The sequence below is a fragment of the Arthrobacter sp. StoSoilB5 genome, assembly GCF_019977235.1.
Lineage (GTDB): Bacteria > Actinomycetota > Actinomycetes > Actinomycetales > Micrococcaceae > Arthrobacter.
Genome location: NZ_AP024646.1, coordinates 2557127 through 2576163 on the forward strand (window position 1 = coordinate 2557127; position 19037 = coordinate 2576163).

Annotated in this window: 13 protein-coding genes; 2 read left to right on the forward strand and 11 right to left on the reverse strand. The window is 59.7% G+C overall.

Annotation, left to right across the window (positions count from 1 at the left end; translation table 11 throughout):
- Positions 1-50: 50 nt before the first annotated feature.
- Together LDN75_RS11525 and LDN75_RS11530 are read right to left on the reverse strand one after the other, a co-directional pair.
- Positions 51-938 carry an ABC transporter substrate-binding protein gene (locus LDN75_RS11525; protein WP_223937378.1) on the reverse strand — a complete coding sequence of 296 codons (888 nt, stop codon included), beginning with the start codon at positions 936-938 and terminating at the stop codon, positions 51-53.
- Positions 939-2447: 1509 nt separating this feature from the next.
- On the reverse strand, positions 2448-3317 hold the full coding sequence (locus LDN75_RS11530; protein ID WP_223937379.1) for a MurR/RpiR family transcriptional regulator: 870 nt from the start codon (positions 3315-3317) through the stop codon (positions 2448-2450).
- A gap of 223 nt (positions 3318-3540) precedes the next feature.
- Here LDN75_RS11530 and LDN75_RS11535 point away from each other — a divergent pair, with 223 nt between their 5' ends.
- On the forward strand, positions 3541-4719 hold the full coding sequence (locus LDN75_RS11535) for an FAD-binding oxidoreductase (RefSeq protein ID WP_223937380.1): 1179 nt from the start codon (positions 3541-3543) through the stop codon (positions 4717-4719).
- A gap of 1220 nt (positions 4720-5939) precedes the next feature.
- Here LDN75_RS11535 and LDN75_RS11545 read toward each other — a convergent pair.
- Positions 5940-6701, reverse strand: a complete 762-nt coding sequence (locus LDN75_RS11545) for an amino acid ABC transporter permease (protein ID WP_223937381.1) — start codon at positions 6699-6701, stop codon at positions 5940-5942.
- Positions 6698-8146 carry an argininosuccinate lyase gene (gene argH, locus LDN75_RS11550; RefSeq protein ID WP_223937382.1) on the reverse strand — a complete coding sequence of 483 codons (1449 nt, stop codon included), beginning with the start codon at positions 8144-8146 and terminating at the stop codon, positions 6698-6700. The genes LDN75_RS11545 and argH overlap by 4 nt, the downstream gene beginning before the upstream one ends.
- A 186-nt stretch (positions 8147-8332) precedes the next feature.
- Here argH and LDN75_RS11555 point away from each other — a divergent pair, with 186 nt between their 5' ends.
- A complete protein-coding gene (locus tag LDN75_RS11555) occupies positions 8333-9070 on the forward strand; it encodes a GntR family transcriptional regulator (protein ID WP_223937383.1) in 738 nt (245 codons plus the stop codon).
- A gap of 581 nt (positions 9071-9651) precedes the next feature.
- On the opposite strand, the gene LDN75_RS11560 is transcribed toward LDN75_RS11555, so the two are convergent.
- The 7 genes from LDN75_RS11560 to LDN75_RS11590 form a co-directional block, all read right to left on the reverse strand.
- A complete protein-coding gene (locus LDN75_RS11560; RefSeq protein ID WP_223937384.1) occupies positions 9652-10677 on the reverse strand; it encodes an SDR family NAD(P)-dependent oxidoreductase in 1026 nt (341 codons plus the stop codon).
- Complete coding sequence (gene uidA, locus LDN75_RS11565; RefSeq protein WP_223937082.1) at positions 10674-12530, reverse strand: beta-glucuronidase; 1857 nt, start codon at positions 12528-12530, stop codon at positions 10674-10676. Before uidA ends, LDN75_RS11560 begins: the two co-directional genes overlap by 4 nt.
- A 51-nt stretch (positions 12531-12581) precedes the next feature.
- A complete protein-coding gene (locus LDN75_RS11570) occupies positions 12582-13655 on the reverse strand; it encodes a Gfo/Idh/MocA family oxidoreductase (protein ID WP_223937385.1) in 1074 nt (357 codons plus the stop codon).
- Complete coding sequence (locus LDN75_RS11575; RefSeq protein WP_223937386.1) at positions 13652-14515, reverse strand: ATP-binding cassette domain-containing protein; 864 nt, start codon at positions 14513-14515, stop codon at positions 13652-13654. The genes LDN75_RS11570 and LDN75_RS11575 overlap by 4 nt, the downstream gene beginning before the upstream one ends.
- The gene (locus tag LDN75_RS11580; RefSeq protein WP_223937387.1) at positions 14515-16293 is read right to left on the reverse strand and encodes a dipeptide/oligopeptide/nickel ABC transporter permease/ATP-binding protein; all 1779 of its coding nucleotides are present in this window, start codon (positions 16291-16293) and stop codon (positions 14515-14517) included. Before LDN75_RS11580 ends, LDN75_RS11575 begins: the two co-directional genes overlap by 1 nt.
- On the reverse strand, positions 16290-17231 hold the full coding sequence (locus LDN75_RS11585) for an ABC transporter permease (RefSeq protein WP_223937388.1): 942 nt from the start codon (positions 17229-17231) through the stop codon (positions 16290-16292). Before LDN75_RS11585 ends, LDN75_RS11580 begins: the two co-directional genes overlap by 4 nt.
- A 146-nt stretch (positions 17232-17377) precedes the next feature.
- Positions 17378-18934, reverse strand: coding sequence for an ABC transporter substrate-binding protein (locus LDN75_RS11590; protein ID WP_223937389.1), 1557 nt, complete (start codon positions 18932-18934; stop codon positions 17378-17380).
- Between the last annotated feature and the right edge of the window lie 103 nt (positions 18935-19037).

Below are 19037 nucleotides of genomic sequence, written 5' to 3' on the forward strand. Positions count from 1 at the left end.
GTGCACCGGGCGTAGTGGGTAAGTTTTCATGAGGTTCTCTTTTGCTGCAGTTACCAGGTTATTTCCGGATTGAGTTTGGCGTCAGTGACTCCGTTGTCCTTCAGGCCCCACTTTTCGAGGATCCGCTGGTAGGTGCCATTTTCAATGAGATGTTGGAAAGCGGCTTCAATCGCTGGCCCAACGGAGGATCCCTTATTCAAGGCGATGCCTGTTGGGTTGGGCTGCAGGTGGTGACCAACGACTTGCGCCTCTGGTGATTTCGACACGAGGTAGCCGACGTTGGTAGCGCCGGCCCAGTAGATTTCCGTTCGCTTACTCTGCATGGCTAGCCAGGCGTCGTTGGCACTTTGGAAGACGCTGAGATCGACCGCTGGCTTGCCCTCTTCCCCACAGGATTTGGACTGCGCCGCTCCAAATTCCTGCTGTCGTGAGCCTTGGATAATCGCCACCTTCTTGCCGCACAAATCATCGATGGTCAGGTCGTGAAGACCGGCGGGCTTAAGAGCTGCGAAGGCCTGGTTAGTGCGGATCAGCGTTACGAAGTCGACAATTTCCGCTCTCTCGCGGGTTATGCCGATTTGTCCGACAGCCACGTTGAAGCGGGCCGACTTGAGCCCAGGGATGAGCGAGGCAAAGTCAGTGATCTGCCAGTCGACTTTCAGCCCCAATACGCCAGCGATCTCCTCCAGTATCTGCACTTCGTAACCATCCAGAGCACCGGATTCTGTCTTGAATCCTTCGGGAGGGCTGGACGCTGGGGTTCCCACCGTCAGCACTCCCGAGCTGGCTACTTCTTTGGGGAGCAGATTGGCCGCGCTTTGCACGACGGCATTGCCGTTGCCGGTCTCTTGATTCTTCGGGGTTTCCGCGCTTGAACCGCAAGCTGCCAGAGAACCCATCAAGAAAACAGCTGTGACTGCTGCGAGGATTTGTTTCATTCGAACTCCTTAAGTACTTACCAGCGGGCGCTTGCGGGCCATTCGGCCTATGAGGCGGTGTTGTGCCATATGTCGCCAGATCAGCAATGACTTCGCCTATGGTCGGCGTATTTGAATGCGTGGCCTAAGAGTCCAGCCATTGGCCTGCATAACTTGTCGTTGCCGTTCGGGCCAATGATCGGGGGGCGGTTGGGCCGATAGCCTTCCACGTACGACTCTCGGCGGACAGCGATGTCAGTGAGGCCGTTTTGAAACTCAATCGGAATGCTTCCCGCGTGGCATCAGTTCACTAGTCTCCGCGATTGGTGAGCCTCCACAGTGCAAAAATCCGTGACGCAACGCCAGATTACTGCGATGTTGAGCTTCGGAGACATGATTCTCCGACTAGTAGTTCTGGGCTTATACGGATAGACCGCTCCCGCCCTACGCGTTTCATTTGGACCTCCCGAAAACGCTTGTTAGATGTGGTGTAGCTCATACTGTAGTGCTTACTCTAAAAATCGTCAATACTGTAGTGAAAACTTGAAGAACGCCTTTTTGGGCGTCCGAGATAGCCTGTTCCTGTGCCGGGATAGGTGCGCCGCCCTGCCTGTCCCGGGCATGATTGGCGCCCTACTCATCGATGATCCGGGGTGTGGTGTTAACGGGGTCCGAAAAGTGCTGGAGAGACCGCCGAAGCGGTTATGGCTGCGGAAGGGCGAGCGGGCGATATAGCGCTTGAGGCCGCGGTGAATCTCTCTATCGATTTGCCTCGGCGAGCCGGCCGTCTGCCCTTGGTTTCGGGGTGGTTCGAGATGTGGACGCGGGAGATGGTCTCGAGCGCGCTGTCGAAATGGCGGTCGCCGCCGCAGTTTAGCCATGACGGACTGCGCTCCCGTTTGACGCCAGCAGGGGCGCAGCAGCCGCAAGAACCGCGGACACGGCATCGGATTCTGCCCCTGCGCGAGTAGGTGAAAAGCACGAAGACGGTGGTGACAGGGCCGCCGCCCGGGCCTCTCTCAGTCTGGACGCGAGTTCGCCGACATGCTTGCCCAGGGCGGCGTGGTTGGACTCCGTCTGGCCGTGAGCTCGAGGACCGGGTTGGCCAGTCTCCGGGCTCCTCGCGGATCGTCTGCGGGGCTGTGTCCTCGCCGCGACGGGCCCGCCATGCAAGCCCATGCTGCGCACGTAGGCATCGGGCAGGGATTCCAGGCGTCGATGCCGAGCCCGAAGCTGCGCAGCAGGCGCGGTGGCAGGTTCCGCTCCGCGGTTCGGTGAGTGTCAATCGCTCGGCGGGCAACCGGGAGTATCTTCGGAGCCGCGCGGGTCCGTCCTGCCCGGCAGGCAAGCCAGTGGAAAGCACCCTCAAATGGGCCAAATTGCAGTAGCGCCACGCGTAGCGGTGCCGGACCTCAGTCTGTCAGCCAGTCCCAGGCCAGCCCCCATTACAAATGTTGCAGGACACTTCGGATCGTTTGCACTGTTTTCTCAAGCAATGGAGGTTGACCGGAAACTCAGGACTCTATCAAGTTAGTCAACGTTGATGTCGACGGGAAAGAATGGAGGGGAGAGCATTTCCGGACTGCCGGTGAATCTGGAGGACAACTCGGTGAAGAGTTCACCGCGCTTCATGGACGCATCCCTATGCTTCGAAGCCAGTTGCACGGTGACTGCGTAGCTGAACGTCAGGGGAGCCAAACCTTCACTTGCAAGACTGGAAATGGTGGAGGGGGTCTTAATTACGACTTGGACTCGGTCCTCGAGGGAGGGCCCCAAGGCCTCTGTCACCAAGACTACAGACGCACCGACCTTATTTGCATGGTCCACCAGCACTTCGACTTCAGCTGTCTGATGGTAAGGGGCAAACAGGACTACGCAGTCCCCGTCCCTTAAGAGCAGCAGATCATCGGCGAGTCGATAGCCGGTCTGTGTTATTGAATGCGCGTCATAACCTACCCGGACCAGATTAAGCGCGAGGAATCCGGCAATCATCCCGCCAGGCCCAAGACCATAGGCATATATCCGCTTGGCCAACGCCATGATCTCGACGCTTCGTTCGAACGCTTCAACATCAAACTCTTCGCGGAAAGCGTCCAAAACGCCGACGGATTCAGACAGCATGCCCAGCACCGGTTGCTCGTTCATGAGCATCCGGTCAATTCTGTGATCAATAGTTGCCGACACGTTCCTGCGCCGAAGGACGCTTTCAAGGAACTCTTTCTTCATCTCCTTGAGCCCGGAATACCCCAGCCCTTTTACCGTTCTGACGACCGTGGCGTCACTAGTCCCGGTCGCTTCCGCAATACGCAACGCAGATGCGCCAATCACCTCATCCGGGTGCCGCAAAAGGTACTCGCCAATTTTGCGTTCGCTCGGCGTCAGTCTGGAGCCGGCGCCCATGTAGCGCTCTGAAAAGGTAAGAGTTGATCTTTCCACTACGAGTTCGCCGGCTTTCTGTGGGGTTGACTACCTACGGTCTATCCTAGGCTGGATTCGCCAAGCTTCGCAGGACCGAGCAGGCGGCCCGGTAGACGTCGATCCAATCCCCACTGGCAACGGGCAGACTCCGCAATTTTTCGCCTGACCCTACCCTTGCCGCGTCAAGTGCTGTAGTTTTTGCTACATGAATGAAAAATTTTCCTACATTGTTGTCGGGGGCGGGCTCTATGGTTGCGCAACCGCTTTCGAGCTCGCTTCGCGTGGCCACTCCGTGGCACTCTTCGAAGCAGACACGCTCGCATCCGGCGCCTCCGGAGGCCCAGGACAACGGGGCGTTCGGGCAAATCACCGAGACTACCGCGAGCTTCCTCTTATACGGCTCGCGGCTGACATGTGGCCGGGGTTATCCGAAAAATTAGGCGAGCCCACCTACTACGAACGCGTGGGTTCTCTCATGCTGTACGAACGTGAGGCAGTGGGAATTCGCGGGGGACTCGTTACTGCGCGCGCCCAGCAGCGTGTGATGAGGGATTACGGTGTGGCGGCAGAGCTTCTGGAAAGTGCTGAGCTACGTGGGCTTCTTCCAGAAGTTAGTGTGGACGTTCAGGCCGCCATGTTCTGCCCGACCGACGGCGTAGCAGATCACGGGGCAACGACACGAGCCTATGCAAATGCGGCCGCTCGATTGGGAGCCCAGGTCGTCGAACACAGTCCAGTCGCTCGTATTCAGGAAGCCGCCAACCATTCCATTGATGTCACGCTGTCTTCCGGTGAGCGATATGTTGCTGAGCGCGGGGTGGTTCTCGCCACAAACTCCGGAACCAGCGCAGTCTTTGAATCGCTCGGTCTGTCCGACCCGCCGCTGTGGAGTGTTTACCCCCAGGCCATAATCCTCAAGGTCCCGCGTTCGCAGTTCCCTCTGACTCAGTTGGTGAATCATAATCACAGGGTTCTCTCGGTAAAGCGCATCGACGATGACCACGTGATGGTTACGGGGGGATGGTTGGGCAGCTCCGCCGGGACACAACTCGAGGACCAGATCCAAGGCAACCTGCGCGAAGCAGAAGCGGTTTTCCCGCTACTCGCGGGCGCGGAAGTAGTAGCGGTTCATACCGATAGGGCGGAAACGGTCACCATCGACCAACTCCCTATCATTGACCGCATTCCTGGTCTGGGGCAGACCTATCTGGCCACCGGGTGGAGCGGACACGGCTTTGCCATCGCTCCGGCAGTCGCAAGCCTGCTTGCCGAGTGGATGGATACGGGACATAAACCGCAGGTACTTGAACCGTTTCAGCTTGACCGCTGGGATGGTGACGGCGGCGCACTGACGGACGATCCCTCACTTAGCTCGTCTCACTAAAAATGGTTGGAACGGGGCTTGAGTACGAAGTGGCCCGCTGGCCGCATGTCGTTTGATGTGATCGCCAGTCGCTGATACGTGAACAAGGAATCCCCCAAGGCCAGGGCTCGGACCACCTGATCCCCAGGATGGGTCGTCTCACGCCCATGGCATTGCGTCCAGGCTCTGCTTTAGGACGGGATGACCTTTGCAGCTGAGGTTGAAACGAAGACGAGCTATTCCACAGCAGTGTCGGTCATGCGCAATGACACCATGAATGCTCGGCAGGTTTGCGGACTCACCGAAAGCGCATGGCTGCTGCCGTCCGAAGAAGCCGCTCATGAGTGAGTAAGAGGGCCAATCGTGATCGAACCAACCTTCAGGCTGCTTCCATTCATGGCTCACGGACGCCGTTCCGGAGGGCATCCTAGCCGCATGGCAGCTATGAAAAATGACCTCTAAGAGTAAGGATCTTGATCTCAACCGGAAGTGCTCCTTGATATCCGGTGGTGGGGAAGTACGACGTCCAAGCATCCAACACACCGAATCTATGAAGGACTATCTTGTGGGAACCATCCCTACGCACGAAGACACTGAATCTCACGAACCGAAGCTAAGGAACGTGCTATCGGAGCTCCCTTCGTACATCGCCGGACGCAGAGCTTCGGACCCTTCGACCGCGGCCTTGGCCTCTAACGAAAGCCATGAGACTCCGATTCCCTCCGTGCCGGCATCCGTCGTGGCCGGCGGAGAGGCTCTCAGCCGCTACCCCGACATGGGTGCTGTTGAGCTTCGAAACTGGATCGCGGTTACTCTAGGGACCCCTGGGACGACGTTGCGGGGCTATACGACTTTGCCGACTCTCGGGGGTTCTTTGACCTGTCGGACCTGATCGGCCACAGCATGAAGACGGTTCAAGACTTCGAAGAGGCTACCTACTCCTCCCTAGCTGAGGCGGCCGGGACAATCCAAACACGCTTCCGCGAAATCTCTTTCGCTCCCCAAACTTTGCTGCACCTTTGCTACAAGGACGCCCTTGAGGGCATCGAAAATGGAGCGAAGGCAGCCCAAGAGGATCTTGGGATCAAATCCCAAGTGATTCCCTGCATCCACCGGAAGCTCGGACCGCGCTCAGCGGTCGATCTCGTAGCCACCGTTGCGGAAAACCCAAGCGACCTGGTAAAGGGGATTGGCATGGTGGGGGACGAACGCTCAGTCCCCAATGCTGCTTTCAGAGAGGCCTACGCTCTGGCTAGGGAACGTGGACTTCGACGAACGTCCCACGCGGGGGAAACGGGATCGCTGGAAAACGTGATCGCCGAGGCCAGCGAGGTCGTCTTGAGCATGCCGATGACCTCATTGCCGACTGGTGGCAGGATTACACGCATCGCTTGCGGGAGCACGATCGTGCTCATCGTCTTCGTGCCCTTGATGCCCAACGCCTTGGCGGCCTCAGCCTGTCCCTCGTCGACCGACAGGATACCGCCCCGAACCACCTCGGACATATACGCGGCCTCGTTGAGACCGAGACAGACGATCGCGGCGACTGTCGGGGTGACGAGATCGACGGTGCGCGCCTCAAACAATCCAGGGATTCCGATGGACGGAACAAACAGAGCGATGTTGAACCAGAGAAGCAGCTGCAGGTACACCGGCGTCCCGCGGAAGATCCAGACGTAGAGCCAGGAAATCCCCAAGAGGACTGGATTATGCGACAACCGCATCACCGCTACCAAGACACCGAGCGCGATACCGATCGACATAGCGACGATCGTGAGGATGATCGTGAGGACGAAGCCAGCGAGGATCGAAGGGGCCGTGAAGTACTGGCCGACCGTGGGCCAGTCGATCTGGCCGCGCGCGAAGGCGATTACGATCGCCGCGAACACGGCGATCGTGATCGCTCCGGCCAGGTAGCGGCCGACGTGCTTCAGATGTACGACCCGGTACTCCGAGTGGTTCAGATTGGCGATCCGGTAAGTCGAGTGGTTCAGGCCGGTCATGAGAGTGCTGCTTTCGCGGCGAACGCGGTCATGTGATCGGCAACCTCGCGCCGCAGCCGCTCGCGTTGCCCGTTCTGTCGAGATGGTGCGGTTCCGTTGATTCCCGACCGCCGGGCCACGGCGGACTCGAGGGTCAGCCGGCCGAGGACATCTGCGGTGATCCTGGGGTCTATCCCGGCAAGATCTTCCCCGGTGAGCCCCTCGATTCCAATGCCGCGCTCCTCACAGAAGACCACTGCGCGTCCCGTGATGTCGTGGGCCTCGCTGAACGGGAGCCCCTGTTCGGCGAGCCAATCGGCAAGCTCTGTCGCGAGAGTGAAGCCTTGCGCGGCTTGCTCGAGCATCCGCTGTGGCACGAGTCCCATCGTGCGGACGAATCCCGTGATGGCGGGCAGTACCTGATCGAGCACCTCGGAGGCGTCGAACGGGAAGAACTCGTCCTCTGAAAAGTCCCGATTGTAGGAGAAAGGCACCGATTTCATGACACCGAGCATGCCTAGGAGGTCCGCGTGGAGGCGACTCGCCTTCCCACGTGTGAGCTCGGGGATATCGGGGTTCTTTTTCTGCGGCATGATCGACGATCCAGTGGAGAAGGCGTCGTCGAGGCGTATCCAGCCGAACTGTTGCGACCCCCAAAGGATCAACTCGTCCGAGAGGCGGGAAAGGTTCGTGCCGATCGACGCGGCCGCATAGAGAAAGTCGATAACGTGATCGCGGCTTCCGACTGCGTCGATCGAGTTCGCGACGACGTCGCGGTAGCCAAGCTCGCGGGCCATGGCGAGTTGATCGGCGTGGAAGGTGCTGCCGGCCAGCGCCGCAGCGCCAAGCGGCGACAGCGAAACGGCCTCGCGGGCGGCACGGAGACGCACGAGGTCACGCGCCAAGGTCTGCGCGTGGGCCAGTAATTGATGGCCGAACAACACCGGCTGGGCGGGCTGCAGATGGGTGAACCCGGGCACGATCGCATCCCCGGCATCCTCGGACCGAATGATCAGCACCTCTATGAGTTGCTCAAGGTGTTCGGCAATGACGTCGATGCGGCTCCGGAGCCAGAGGCGCAGATCGTTCGAGGTCTGATCGTTGCGGGAGCGGCCAGCACGAATCTTGCCGCCGATCGGACCGACCCGCTCGACGAGGACACGCTCGAGGTAGCCGTGGACGTCCTCGTCTTTCGGGGAGGGTGTTATGCGGCCAGCCTCATGGTCGGCGCTGATCTGCTGCAGGGCTGAGGTGAGAAGTGCCCGCTCCTCGCTCGTGACCAGGCCGCACCGCTCCAGCTCGCCGAGATGTGCGACCGAACCGCGAATGTCCTCAGGTGCTAACGCGAAGAACTGCGCTGGCGACCTGGAGATCCGCTCCAGCGCGGGGTCGGGGCCGTCTATAAAACGACCTCCCCAAAGCTTGCCGGCGTCGTGTACGCCGCCCATAATGTCTTGGCTCGTCACAGTGGGACTCCTCCTTGAGATCACTTTGATTATCAGATCGATAACTCGACACCGATTATCATACAATGTGAACTGTATGGCAATGTGTGACACTGCACGTTGCCTGTAGCATGGCAACGCGATCGATTCATTGCTTGGACATTGACGCGAGAGCCTTTTTTCTCAGACACGGACGGTGAGGTCAGGATGGCGAACGCAACGGAGGGCGTAGTCAGCGGTGCGGACGGGCGCATTCGTGTGCCCCGGCGGGTCGCGGCGAAACGGAAGAGCCTCGCAGCTGGGCCGCCGGCCTCCCGGTTCTTGGCTGACACGGTGAAGCAGCAGATCCTCAACGGCGAACTGCCCCTTGGTGCGCCGGTCACCGAGAAATGGTTGACAGAGCGGTTTGATGTCTCCCGACCCACCGTGCGCGATGCGCTCAACCTGCTGGTCGCCGAAAGGTACCTCGACCAGGAGCCGTACAAGAGCGCCCGCGTGCGTTCCTACTCCACCCGCGAGGTCGCCAACATCCTGGAAGCCCGCCGCCTACTCGAGGGCTATGCGGCTGGTCGATGCGACCGCGCGTCCGAGGACGCCCGCACCCGGCTTCGCGAGGCGTTCGCCACCTATGTCCGTGAGTCGGTCGCGGATCGGCGCGACGCGGCAGCCATGGCGGATATCGAACTACACGTCGCGATAGTCGGGCTGGCAGGCACTCAGGAGCTAGAGCGTGCCGAGCATGACCTCGCAATTGGAACGCTTCTCCTCGAAGACCTCATAAACTGGCGGCTCCAGGACTCCGACAAGATGTACCTGGAGTATCTCCGGCTGGTCACGGCACTCCTCGAACCGAACCCGGAAGAGGCCCGCCGGTTGAGCAATGCGCACATCGACACTCTTCTCGCCGCAGCCTTTCGTCAACTGCCGGAGGAGACCTCATCGTGAGGCCAGCCGACCTGCTGACGGGCTGAGCCCTGTCAAGCTCGCCCCTCCGAACGGTTTCTGTCAAGGGTGAGGGAAACTCCGACACCTTTGGCGCGCTCAGGGCCCCGGAAAAGGGCCACTCCTCGGATGGACCCAAGGGCGCCAGCAATGTTGCGTATGGCGTCAAAGAGCTGCCGTTTAGTAGGCCGTAGTGTGGCCTCCGGGGCACTACTGCTGAGGCGATTGTCGGCCGAGCATGTGCAGGCCAAACAGTTTGCCGATAAGGGCCCATATGTTCGGCGGCCAGCTGAGTGGATGCGTCGACTGTCAGGGTTGAAACCTAGACGGTCTCCAGCTTGTGTCAGAGCGCAGCAGGGTTGTCCAGTCAACCTATCGCTGCGGGACTCGGACTCCTCCTGGGCGATGACTGTTGGGGTTTCTTGAGCGCTTCCCGTAAGCGCTCCTAGCGGCGCGACTAACCCCAGTCATCTCTGTTTTCCAGGACCAAACCAGCAGGAAGAGGACGAGGAGGTACCACGGCCACCGTTAAGTGCCGGAGGTCCTCACTTCATAGTTTGCAGTGAGGACCTCCATTGCTGTTCTTACTGGACTGACCACGCACCGTCCGATGGCAGGACGGCGCCGGAGATGTTGGTTCCGTCCTCGCTGAGGAGGAAGGTGATGGAGGCAGCCAGCTGCGAGGCCACGGCCACAGGTGGGATTATCTGCATGAAGGGGGCCAAGCGATTGGCGCCAAGCTCCGATCCAAAGGTGGCCTCGATGCCTGTTGCAACCGGGCCTGGTGCGACTGCATTGACGCGGATTCCCTGAGGCGCGTACATGAAGGCCGTACTGCGGGTCAGTCCGAGAACGGCGTGCTTGGAAGCGGTGTACGCCAGCCCTGCAGAGTTGCCACGAAGTGCGGCTTCGGAGGCAACGTTCACGATGGAACCGCGCCCGGCAGCCATCATGATCGGAAGTACGGCGCGGGTCAGCCGGAACATTCCGTCGACGTTGACCGCGAACACGCGGTCCCAGACCTCATCGGCCACCTCGTGCAAGGGGGTCATGTCGTCCATGATTCCGGCGACGTTGGCCAAGGCATATATCCGGTCGCCAGCAGCTTCCACAATCCTGAGAATGTCATCGTCCTTGGTGATGTCGGCCAGCACTGTTGTCACGTCACCCTCGGGGTGTTCCGTCACGAGCGAGTCCAGCCGTGCAGCTGCGATGTCTACGGCAATTACCCTTCCCCCTTCGCGGGCAATCCTGGAGGCAGTGGCACGGCCGATCCCGGAGCCAGCGCCCGTAACGATGACGGTCTTGCCAAGGAATCTGCCGTCGGTGATGCGTTCCTGCCAAACGTTCCCCTCTGTGTCCTCAGCGTCATCGTCCGGTATGTAACCGCCGTTTGCTTCACTCACCAGCTGATCGAGTAGAGATTGGGGGAACTGTTCGCCACCGAGTTCAACGAGCTGCTGGAGGGCAAGGTGATCGATGGGTTTTAGGGCTGATTCGTCCTGCCCGGCCGCGTTCAGCATTTCCCGAATGAGGGGACCGCCAGTGGGATGGGCCAGCCATTCCCGAATAGGGCGTGAGCTGGTCAGGGCCTTGATGTTGTTGGTCATTTTGCTCCTTCGAGGGCTGGTGCTGACTTGGGCTCGTTGGTTAGGCTTCCGGAAACCTCTGTTTCGTCCGGTGCGGGCTTGGCACCGTTTAGACCTGCCCACCGGTCACGCAGGGTGTGTGCTGCTGCTTTTGGTTTTCGATCCCGGCTAAATACGCCCTTCCGGTTGCCGTCCACACGATGAATGCCGTTGGACGTTTGGAAGTCGGCGAAGTTCCAGACGTGTTCACCTACAAAGCCGTCAATCCTGTCAAAGACGCGGTGGTTCATGGCGAGGAAGGACTGCTGGTACTCCTCGCTCCAAGGCATATCCCAGATGGAGTGTTGGCCTGGCATGGTGTCTGCCCCGTATTCGCTCATCATGATGGGTTTGCCAAAGGCCGCCACCCAGCCGCGGAGGTCACGTTCAAGGTAATCTTCTGCGGTCTTAAGGTCCCCGGTGAAGACATACCAGCCGTAGTAGCGATTAATGCTGAGAACGTCGAAGAGGTCTGCGATTTTGTCGTTCTGGAAGGTTGCAAACATGACAGCGGCGTAAGTCAGGGGACGCGTTGGATCGAGCTCACGGGCGAGCCGGACGAGGGGCTCGAAGAACTCCCGTGCCCCGTCCTCGTTAGAAGCCGGTTCGTTGGCGATACTCCACATGACAACGCTTGGGTGGTTCTTGTCGCGTGAGATGACCTCGCGAAGGTGCTGGGCGTGGGCTGCCTGGGTTTCGTGGTTGAAGGTGTCCGGGGAAAACGTGGGTTTGGGGCCCACCCCTGTGAGTCCACCCTGGACCCCCAGGTTCAGTCCGACGGCGGCGGTTTCATCGACGACGACGATGCCGTGGCGGTCGGCGAATTCCAGCACCTCCTCGGCGTAGGGGTAGTGCGAGGTCCTGAACGAGTTGGCGCCCACCCAATCCAGCAACTGGAAGTCGTGCACAAGGTAGGCGTTGTCGTGACCTTTGCCCCGGACGGCTGTGTCCTCGTGCTTGCCGAAGCCCGTAAAGTAAAAGGGCTCTCCGTTGATGAGGAACTGGGTCCCGCGGACTTCGACAGTCCTCACACCGAACGGCTCTGTGTAACTGTCAATCACGTCTTCGCCGTCGAGGAGCTCTACCACCAAGTTGTACAAGTAGGCAGCACCTGGTCGCCACAGCGAGACATCGTCAATAGTGAGTGTCCCTTGAGTGCCTTCGGCCGATGAAACTTCCTGGCCCGTAGCATCCAAAACCCGGACACGGACCGACGTTTGGTGATTCGTTTCGACAACATAGTCGACGACGCCGGTGCGGCCGATGACTCCGGTGACAACAGTGACGTCGCGGATGTGGCGTTCTGGTTTGCTGTAGAGCCACACTGACCGCGCCAGGCCAGCGTAGTTGTAGAAGTCGTGCAGGTAGGTCTGTTGGCGTCGCCCGTCCTGGCTGACACTGATGCTGCCCGGTGGGATGGTGGCATTGGTCAGTTCATTGTTCACCCCAACGGTGAGCCGGAATTCACCTCCCGGTGAGACGTGGTCGGTGATGTCTGCTTCAAAGGGTGTGTAGCCACCGACGTGCTGGGCTACCAGGACGTCGTCAACATAGACCTTGCCCTCGTGGGTGGCTGCGTCCAAGCGGAGCAAAACTCTTTCCCCGGTCCAGCCTCGCGGTACGCGCACCGTGCGCTGGTACCACACCCATCCCACGTGGTCCCGGATCTTCTGGTCGGCAAAAAGGTCGTTATAACTCGAGGGGACAGGGGCTTCGAGTTTGCCCCCCAAGACGCCTCTCCAAGGCGCGTGAACGTCTGCATCTTCGAGGGCGAAGCGCCAAAGACCGTCCAGGTTGATAAGTTCTCGGGTGATTGTAGGGCGGGGCTTAAGCAATGTATTTTCTCCTGCTTGGCTGTCAATGAGGTAGCGGGCTAGGGCGAATGCTTACACGAAGCCGGGAAGCGCGTGGTTCGTTTCGTCGTCGAGGGCATCCGGAGCGGACCCCGCCGATGCCCTGACGTGGCTGGCGATGGTGTCCAGGGTGCGGAAAACGGCAATCGTGTCTTTTGCCGGATGTATTGGGTGTTGGATTGCCCCGATCTGGATTGCTTCGTTGGCGGCTCTGAGCATGGGGACGTAGCCGTTGCCTTCACGAAGGTGATCGATGGGCTCAGGCGCGAACATTTTTTCCCAGGAGCCTGCGTGGATCTGGAGAGTGGTGGATGTCCAGAACATGCCTGGGATGGTGATCCAGCCCTTGCCTCCGCTGATAGCGGCGGAGGGATCGACGAATTCGGTCATTGAACTCGCGCATTGCGCGAACCCGCCCCCGGGGAAGTCGAGGGTGAAATGTTCGGCGAAGTCCAGCCCGTCGTCCCTGAGGCGTCCATGCGCCGTGATTGCTGTTGGCTCACCGAAGATTGAGTGGGCCAACGTCACTGGGTAGATCCCTTGATCAAGGAGTGTTCCTCCGCTGCGCGCAATGTCCCATCTGCTGCCACCATCGGCGATCAGGGGAAAGCCAAACCCTGCGCGGAGGCTGGACGGCTTTCCGATAATTCCGCTGTTGAGGAGTTCGAAAAGGTGTTGGAATGCGGGGTTGAACTTCATCCACATGGCCTCCATGAGAAAAAGCCCTTGGCTTTCCGCCAGCGCGAAGAGCTCTTGCACTTCATCCGCGTTCAAGGCCATGGGCTTTTCGACAACCACATGTTTGCCGGCAAGCAGCGCCTGGCGCGCCATGGCCGCGTGGGTAGCGAACGGCGTCGCCAGATACAAAACGTCAACGCCAGGATCCCTGACCAGTGAATCGAAGTCGTCGGTCCACCGGTCCAGCCCGAACTCTTCCGCGAAGCGTGCCGCCTTGGCCGAATTTCTGCTGAAGATAATTTCCACGTGGTTTCCGGGCAAGAGCTGCAGATCGGGCACTATGCTCCGGGAGATAGTGCCGGCCCCGGCGATAGCCCACCGCAATGGAGTTTGGGGACGCAGTCTTTCATCCACGGCTCTATCCGTCATCCCGCCACTCCTGCTTGGATTTGCTGTTCCCGGTGCAGCTCCGCAAGGCGATGGCGCTCTGCCCGGCGTTTCTCTTGCTCCACAGGGTCTGCGATGGGCGCCGCGAGTAACAGCCTCTGGGTGTAGGGATGCTCTGGAGTGGAAGTTACCCGGTCCGCGGGGCCCGTTTCAACGATGTCCCCTCTGTAGACGACGCTGACGCGGTGGCTGATGTGCCGGACCACTGCCAGGTCGTGTGAGACGAACAAGTAGGCAACGCCTGTGCGCCGTTGGATTTCGATGAAAAGGTCCATGACACGGGCCTGTGTGGAAAGGTCCAGCGCCGAGACCGGTTCGTCGCAGACAATGAGTTTGGGTTCCGGCGCAAGGGCCCGGGCTATGGCGACTCGTTGACGTTGTCCGCCACTGAACTCGCGGGGCAAACGTTCCGCCGCGTCTCCGGGCAGGCCGACTTGATCCAACAGCATGCGTACGCGGGCGCGTGCTTGCGTGGCGCTTGTTCCTTGGACGATGAGGGGCTCGCTCAGGGTGTCACCGATGGTCAGGGACGGGTTGAGGGAGGTGTAGGGGTCCTGGAAGACGACCTGGATGTCTTTGGACAGGGTACGGCGTTCCTTCGGAGTGGCATGGGTGATGTTCGAACCCCGGAAGGTGATGCGCCCACCACTGGGTTTTACAAGACCCAGGACTGCCCGCCCAATGGTGGTCTTTCCGGATCCGGATTCGCCTACGACTCCGAGGGTCTCGCCCTCGGCAATTGTTAGGGAAACCCCGTGTAGGACTTCCACCTCCCGAGGCCGGAATCCGTGGCCTTTGAAGGCCACGCGGAGGTCTGTTACGTTCAATAGCGGTGTTGTCATCAGTTCTTTCCCCCGGTGGCCGTCACGACCGGCGTGGGCTGGTCGGTCCGAATGGTGTGCTCGTCGAGGATGGAGCCCAGAAGCATTTGAGTGTATGAATGTTGCGGTTCCCGGAAGAGCTCCAACGCGGTTCCTGATTCGACAACGCGGCCGTCCTGCATCACGGCAATCCGATCGCAGATATCTGCCACGACTCCAAAGTTGTGCGTTACGAGCAACACAGCCATGTTTAGCTCGGCCTGTAGGTCCCGTATCAGATCCAGGATGTCGGCCTGGACTGTGACGTCAAGTGCCGTCGTGGGTTCATCGGCGATGAGGAGCTTGGGGCGGCTTGCCACGGCGCCGGCGATGAGCACGCGTTGTGCCATTCCGCCGGAGATCTGGTGCGGGTAGGAATCGAACGTTCGCTGGGGATCTTGGATACCCACACGTGCCAGCAGCGCTATCACTTTCGCCTTTGCCTCCCGGCGTGACATCCGGGCAGAGGCGCGGATGCCTTCGACGAGTTGGGCGCCAACCGTGTAGGAGGGGTCCAAATTCGACATGGGTTCCTGCGGGATGTACGCGATCTCGCGTCCTCGGGCGCGTAGCCCTTGCTCCGAAAGGCCGATCAGATGGCGACCATCCAACTGTATAGCGCCTTGCGTGACCACGGCCTCGGGCGGAAGCACGCCGAGGATGGCAAAGGCGGTTTGCGTCTTTCCGGAGCCGGATTCACCCACCAGGCCGAGGGTTTCACCTGCGCGCAGTTTGAGGCTAACTCCCTTCACCACGTCCCTCAGCTGGCCTGCCGGAGTGGGGTAAGCGATGGCCAGGTCGTCAACCGAGAGCAGGTCCGCCGCTGAGCCGTGGATGCTGTCCCTGGTGGGGGTAATTGCTCTGGGCGCCGAAGCCTTTGATGGTTTGAGCTTTGCTCCCTCAAAGGCGTCCCGCAGGGAATTTCCGAGCAATACAAGGGAAGCAGTCAGCGTCCCCAGCATGACGCTGGGCCAGATGAATTGGGTGGGGTCGACGTAAAGGTTTGTGAATCCGTCGGCGATCATTGCACCAAAGCTGGGAACGAGGTTGGACCCAACGCCGAGAAAAGCCAGGCCGGACTGCAGGCTGATCGCCGAACCTATCAGGAAGGCTGCGGCGACGATGATGGGCCCACGGACAGCGAACAGCACGTGGCGGCCCAGGATTCTAAGATTGGACAGTCCGGACACGCGGGCGGCATCGACGTAAAGTTCGTTCTTCACGCCAAGGACCAGGTTCCTCACGATGCGGTAAACCCCGGGGGAGAGCAGCACTCCAAAGATCAGCATGGTTGCCCGGTAGTCACCCTTGGTTACGGGCATCAGGACGATCAGCAGCAGTAGCCCGGGGAATGTCATGATGAGGCTGAAAACCCACTCCGTTGCGCTTCGTAGCCGTCGGCCGAAGTACCCGCCGATGAGGCCAAACGTTATTCCGATAGCCAGGGCAACACTTGCTCCAATCAATCCTGCGATCAGGCTGGTGCTGATTGAATGGAGGAGCCGCGAAGCGATGTCACGCCCGTTCTGGTCGGCCCCAAGGGGGTATCCCGGGGTTCCAGGTGTTGCGTTTATCGCATTGAGTTGTGCCTCGTTGGGATCGTGCGGGGCGATCCAGGGAGTGAGAAGGCCCAGGATGATGATGACCAATAGCAGGACTGAAGTAATTACTGCTTGAGGGTCGGTGGCGAGTTTCCGTAACGGAGACTTCCGGGGTGGGGCTGCCAACCCGGAATTCACGCTGAGTTCTTCGATGCTCAATAGATTCTCGCCTTCGGGTTGAGCCAGCCGTTCACTACGTCCGTGATGAGGTTCACCGTGACCACCAGCATGACGCTGAACAAAGTGATGCCCATGATGATGGGGATATCGCCCTGGAGCGAGGCGTTGAATGCGTAAGCGCCAAAGCCAGGGAGCGCGAACACGTTTTCGATGATGAGCGCACCACCGAGCATTTGAATAAATTCAAGGGACAGGACTGTCAGGGCAGGACTTGCAGCATTCCGAAGTGCGTGGCGAAGCACGATGGACCGCGTCGGTACACCTCGTGTCCGCAGGGTGCGGACGTAGTCTTTCCTGAGCTCCCCGATCATGGTGCCGCGGATCTGTGCGGCCATGCTGGCCACTCCACCAATGACAAGCACAATGACAGGAATAGTGATCGATGCCGCCCACTTTCCGGGATTCTGCGCAAAGGGTGTAAAGCCGGTGGCAGGTAGCAGCTTCAGATTCACGGCGAACACAGCCACAAGGACTATGGCGATGAGTAACCCGGGAACGACATAACCGACCAAGGACAAGCCTTGGGAAACCTTATCGGCCAATCCTCCTCGGGTTGCCGCCCAGACGCCCAGCGCAACGCTGACGAGCACTGTGATGACGAGTGCGGTGATGACGAGCGACAACGTGACGCCCAAGCGGGCAGCAACGGCAGGGGCTACCGGTTGACTGGTGAAAAGAGAAGTACCGAAATCACCGGTCAGTACCGAGCCGAGCCAATCCAGGTATTGAACGATGGCCGGCCGATCGAAGCCCAGCTGGGTCATCAGAGCTTTCAGGGACTCTGGAGTGGCTGCACTTCCCAGGCGTTCGCGGGCAACGGATTCCAAAGAACCGCTGAGAAGGAAGAACGTGATTAAGGTGACGAGCAGCGCAAGCACAATGCCTGCACCAAGACGTCGGAGGGCGTAACTGATCATGAGCTGCCTCGTGGCGTTTCCTCTGGCATCTCTAAACTCCTAATTGTGAATGGCCCGGTGGTTCGAAACCAGGACAAGTGGGGGAGAGTCATGTGGTGGGGGGAACGAGGACCCGACCGGAATTTCGGGCCCTCGCTCCTGCGGCACTATTTGCCGGATAGGCCGAAGTCACGTACGGTCGGCAAAACCACCCCAGTAGGGAGGAAATCAATATCGGGCGCTGTCGCCCAGAGAGTGCCTACGTAGGCGATCGGCGCGTTCAATGCCTGCTTCACGGTGTATTCGTTGACCTTCTTGTACAGAGCATCGCGGGCGGTATCGTCTGGTTCCGTGGCAATGGACTGAAGCAACTTGTCGAATTCAGGGTCCTGCCACTTGAAGGGGTTGAGGAAGGCTTCAGGGGCGTACATGTCGCCGACCTGCCGGCCTGCACTGTTGAGTCCGTAGAACCAAAGAACTGCCGGGTACTTCTTCGAGGCTATTGATGATGCAGTGTTCTGCGGAGGCACAGGTTCCCAAGTCACCTTCACCCCGATGTCCGCAAGAGCCTGCGTGATCACCGGCTCGAAGGACTGGGAGATGACCGTGCTTGGCATCGTCATGGAGAAACCGTCGGCGTATCCTGCCTCAGCCAATAGCTTGCGTGCCTGCGCCGGATCGAAGCTGTAGGCATCTTCAAGCCCGGTGTCGTATGCTCCACTGTTGGGGTCGAACACTTGGACCGTGGGCTTACCTAGTCCATTGAGGAGGGCCTTGACGACCTGTGCACGGTCAAAGGCCATGTTGATGGCCTCGCGCACCTTTACATTCGCCAGGGCGGGAACGAGTTCTCCCTTCCGATCGGCCAGGACGAGAACGAGAGCGGCCGTTGCCTGCACCTCCTTGACTGTGAATCCTGCACCTTCGGCCTGCTTGCGTTGAGGTGCCTGAATCAGGGCTGCCTTTACTTCCCCTGCCTGGAGCGCGTTGTACTGGGCCGTCCTGTCCTGGATGACCTTGACCTTGACGGTTTTGAATGGATAGGCGGACGCGTTCCAGTAGTCGTCCCGGCGTTCCATGACGTATTCGGTGCCGTCCACAGTTTTGTCCGATAGGACGTAGGGCCCGGAACCAGTTGGGCGGAGTTTGGTGGTGTCGGACGCCAACGTGTCCGCGTCACCAATGACGCCTGTGGCCTGCGCCAGATAGTTCAGCAGTGATGGTTCAGGAGCGGAAAGCTGAATGACTACGGTCGACGCATCGGGAGCGGAAATTGAGGACACCTTGGCAAGCTTGGGCTGTTGCTGCCCAGGCGTTGTTCTGGTCCTCTCCAAGGTTGCGGCAACGTCTTTGGAAGTGACGGCGTCTCCTGAACTGAACTTTAGGTCGCCGCGAAGCTTGAGGGTCAGCGTGCGCAGGTCATCTGAATATTTCCAGCTCTCAGCGGCGTTGGCACGGATCTTGTTGTCTTTATCCACCATGAGAAGGGTGTCGAAAATTGATGCCCAGATGTAGGACTGCTGTCCTTCAGCGAGCTGGGCGGGGTCCAACGAAGCCGGCTGGGCTTGAACGGCAATGCTGAGCTCCTCGTTGCGTGAAGAATTGATGGGTTCCGACGCTGGTGCGGAAGAGGAACACGCCGCCGTGGAGAGTAGCGCTGCAACCGCGACGGAGGCTACTGCCGCACGGGTCAGCGAGGTGGTTTGGGACAAGACAGGGAACATGTCTTGAGACTCCTTTGTCATTGAGGGAAGCTTCTGGAGATTTTTTTTGGGGGGGCCATTGTTTGGGCCGTTTAGTCTGGGGTGACCGACATCACTAGCAAAG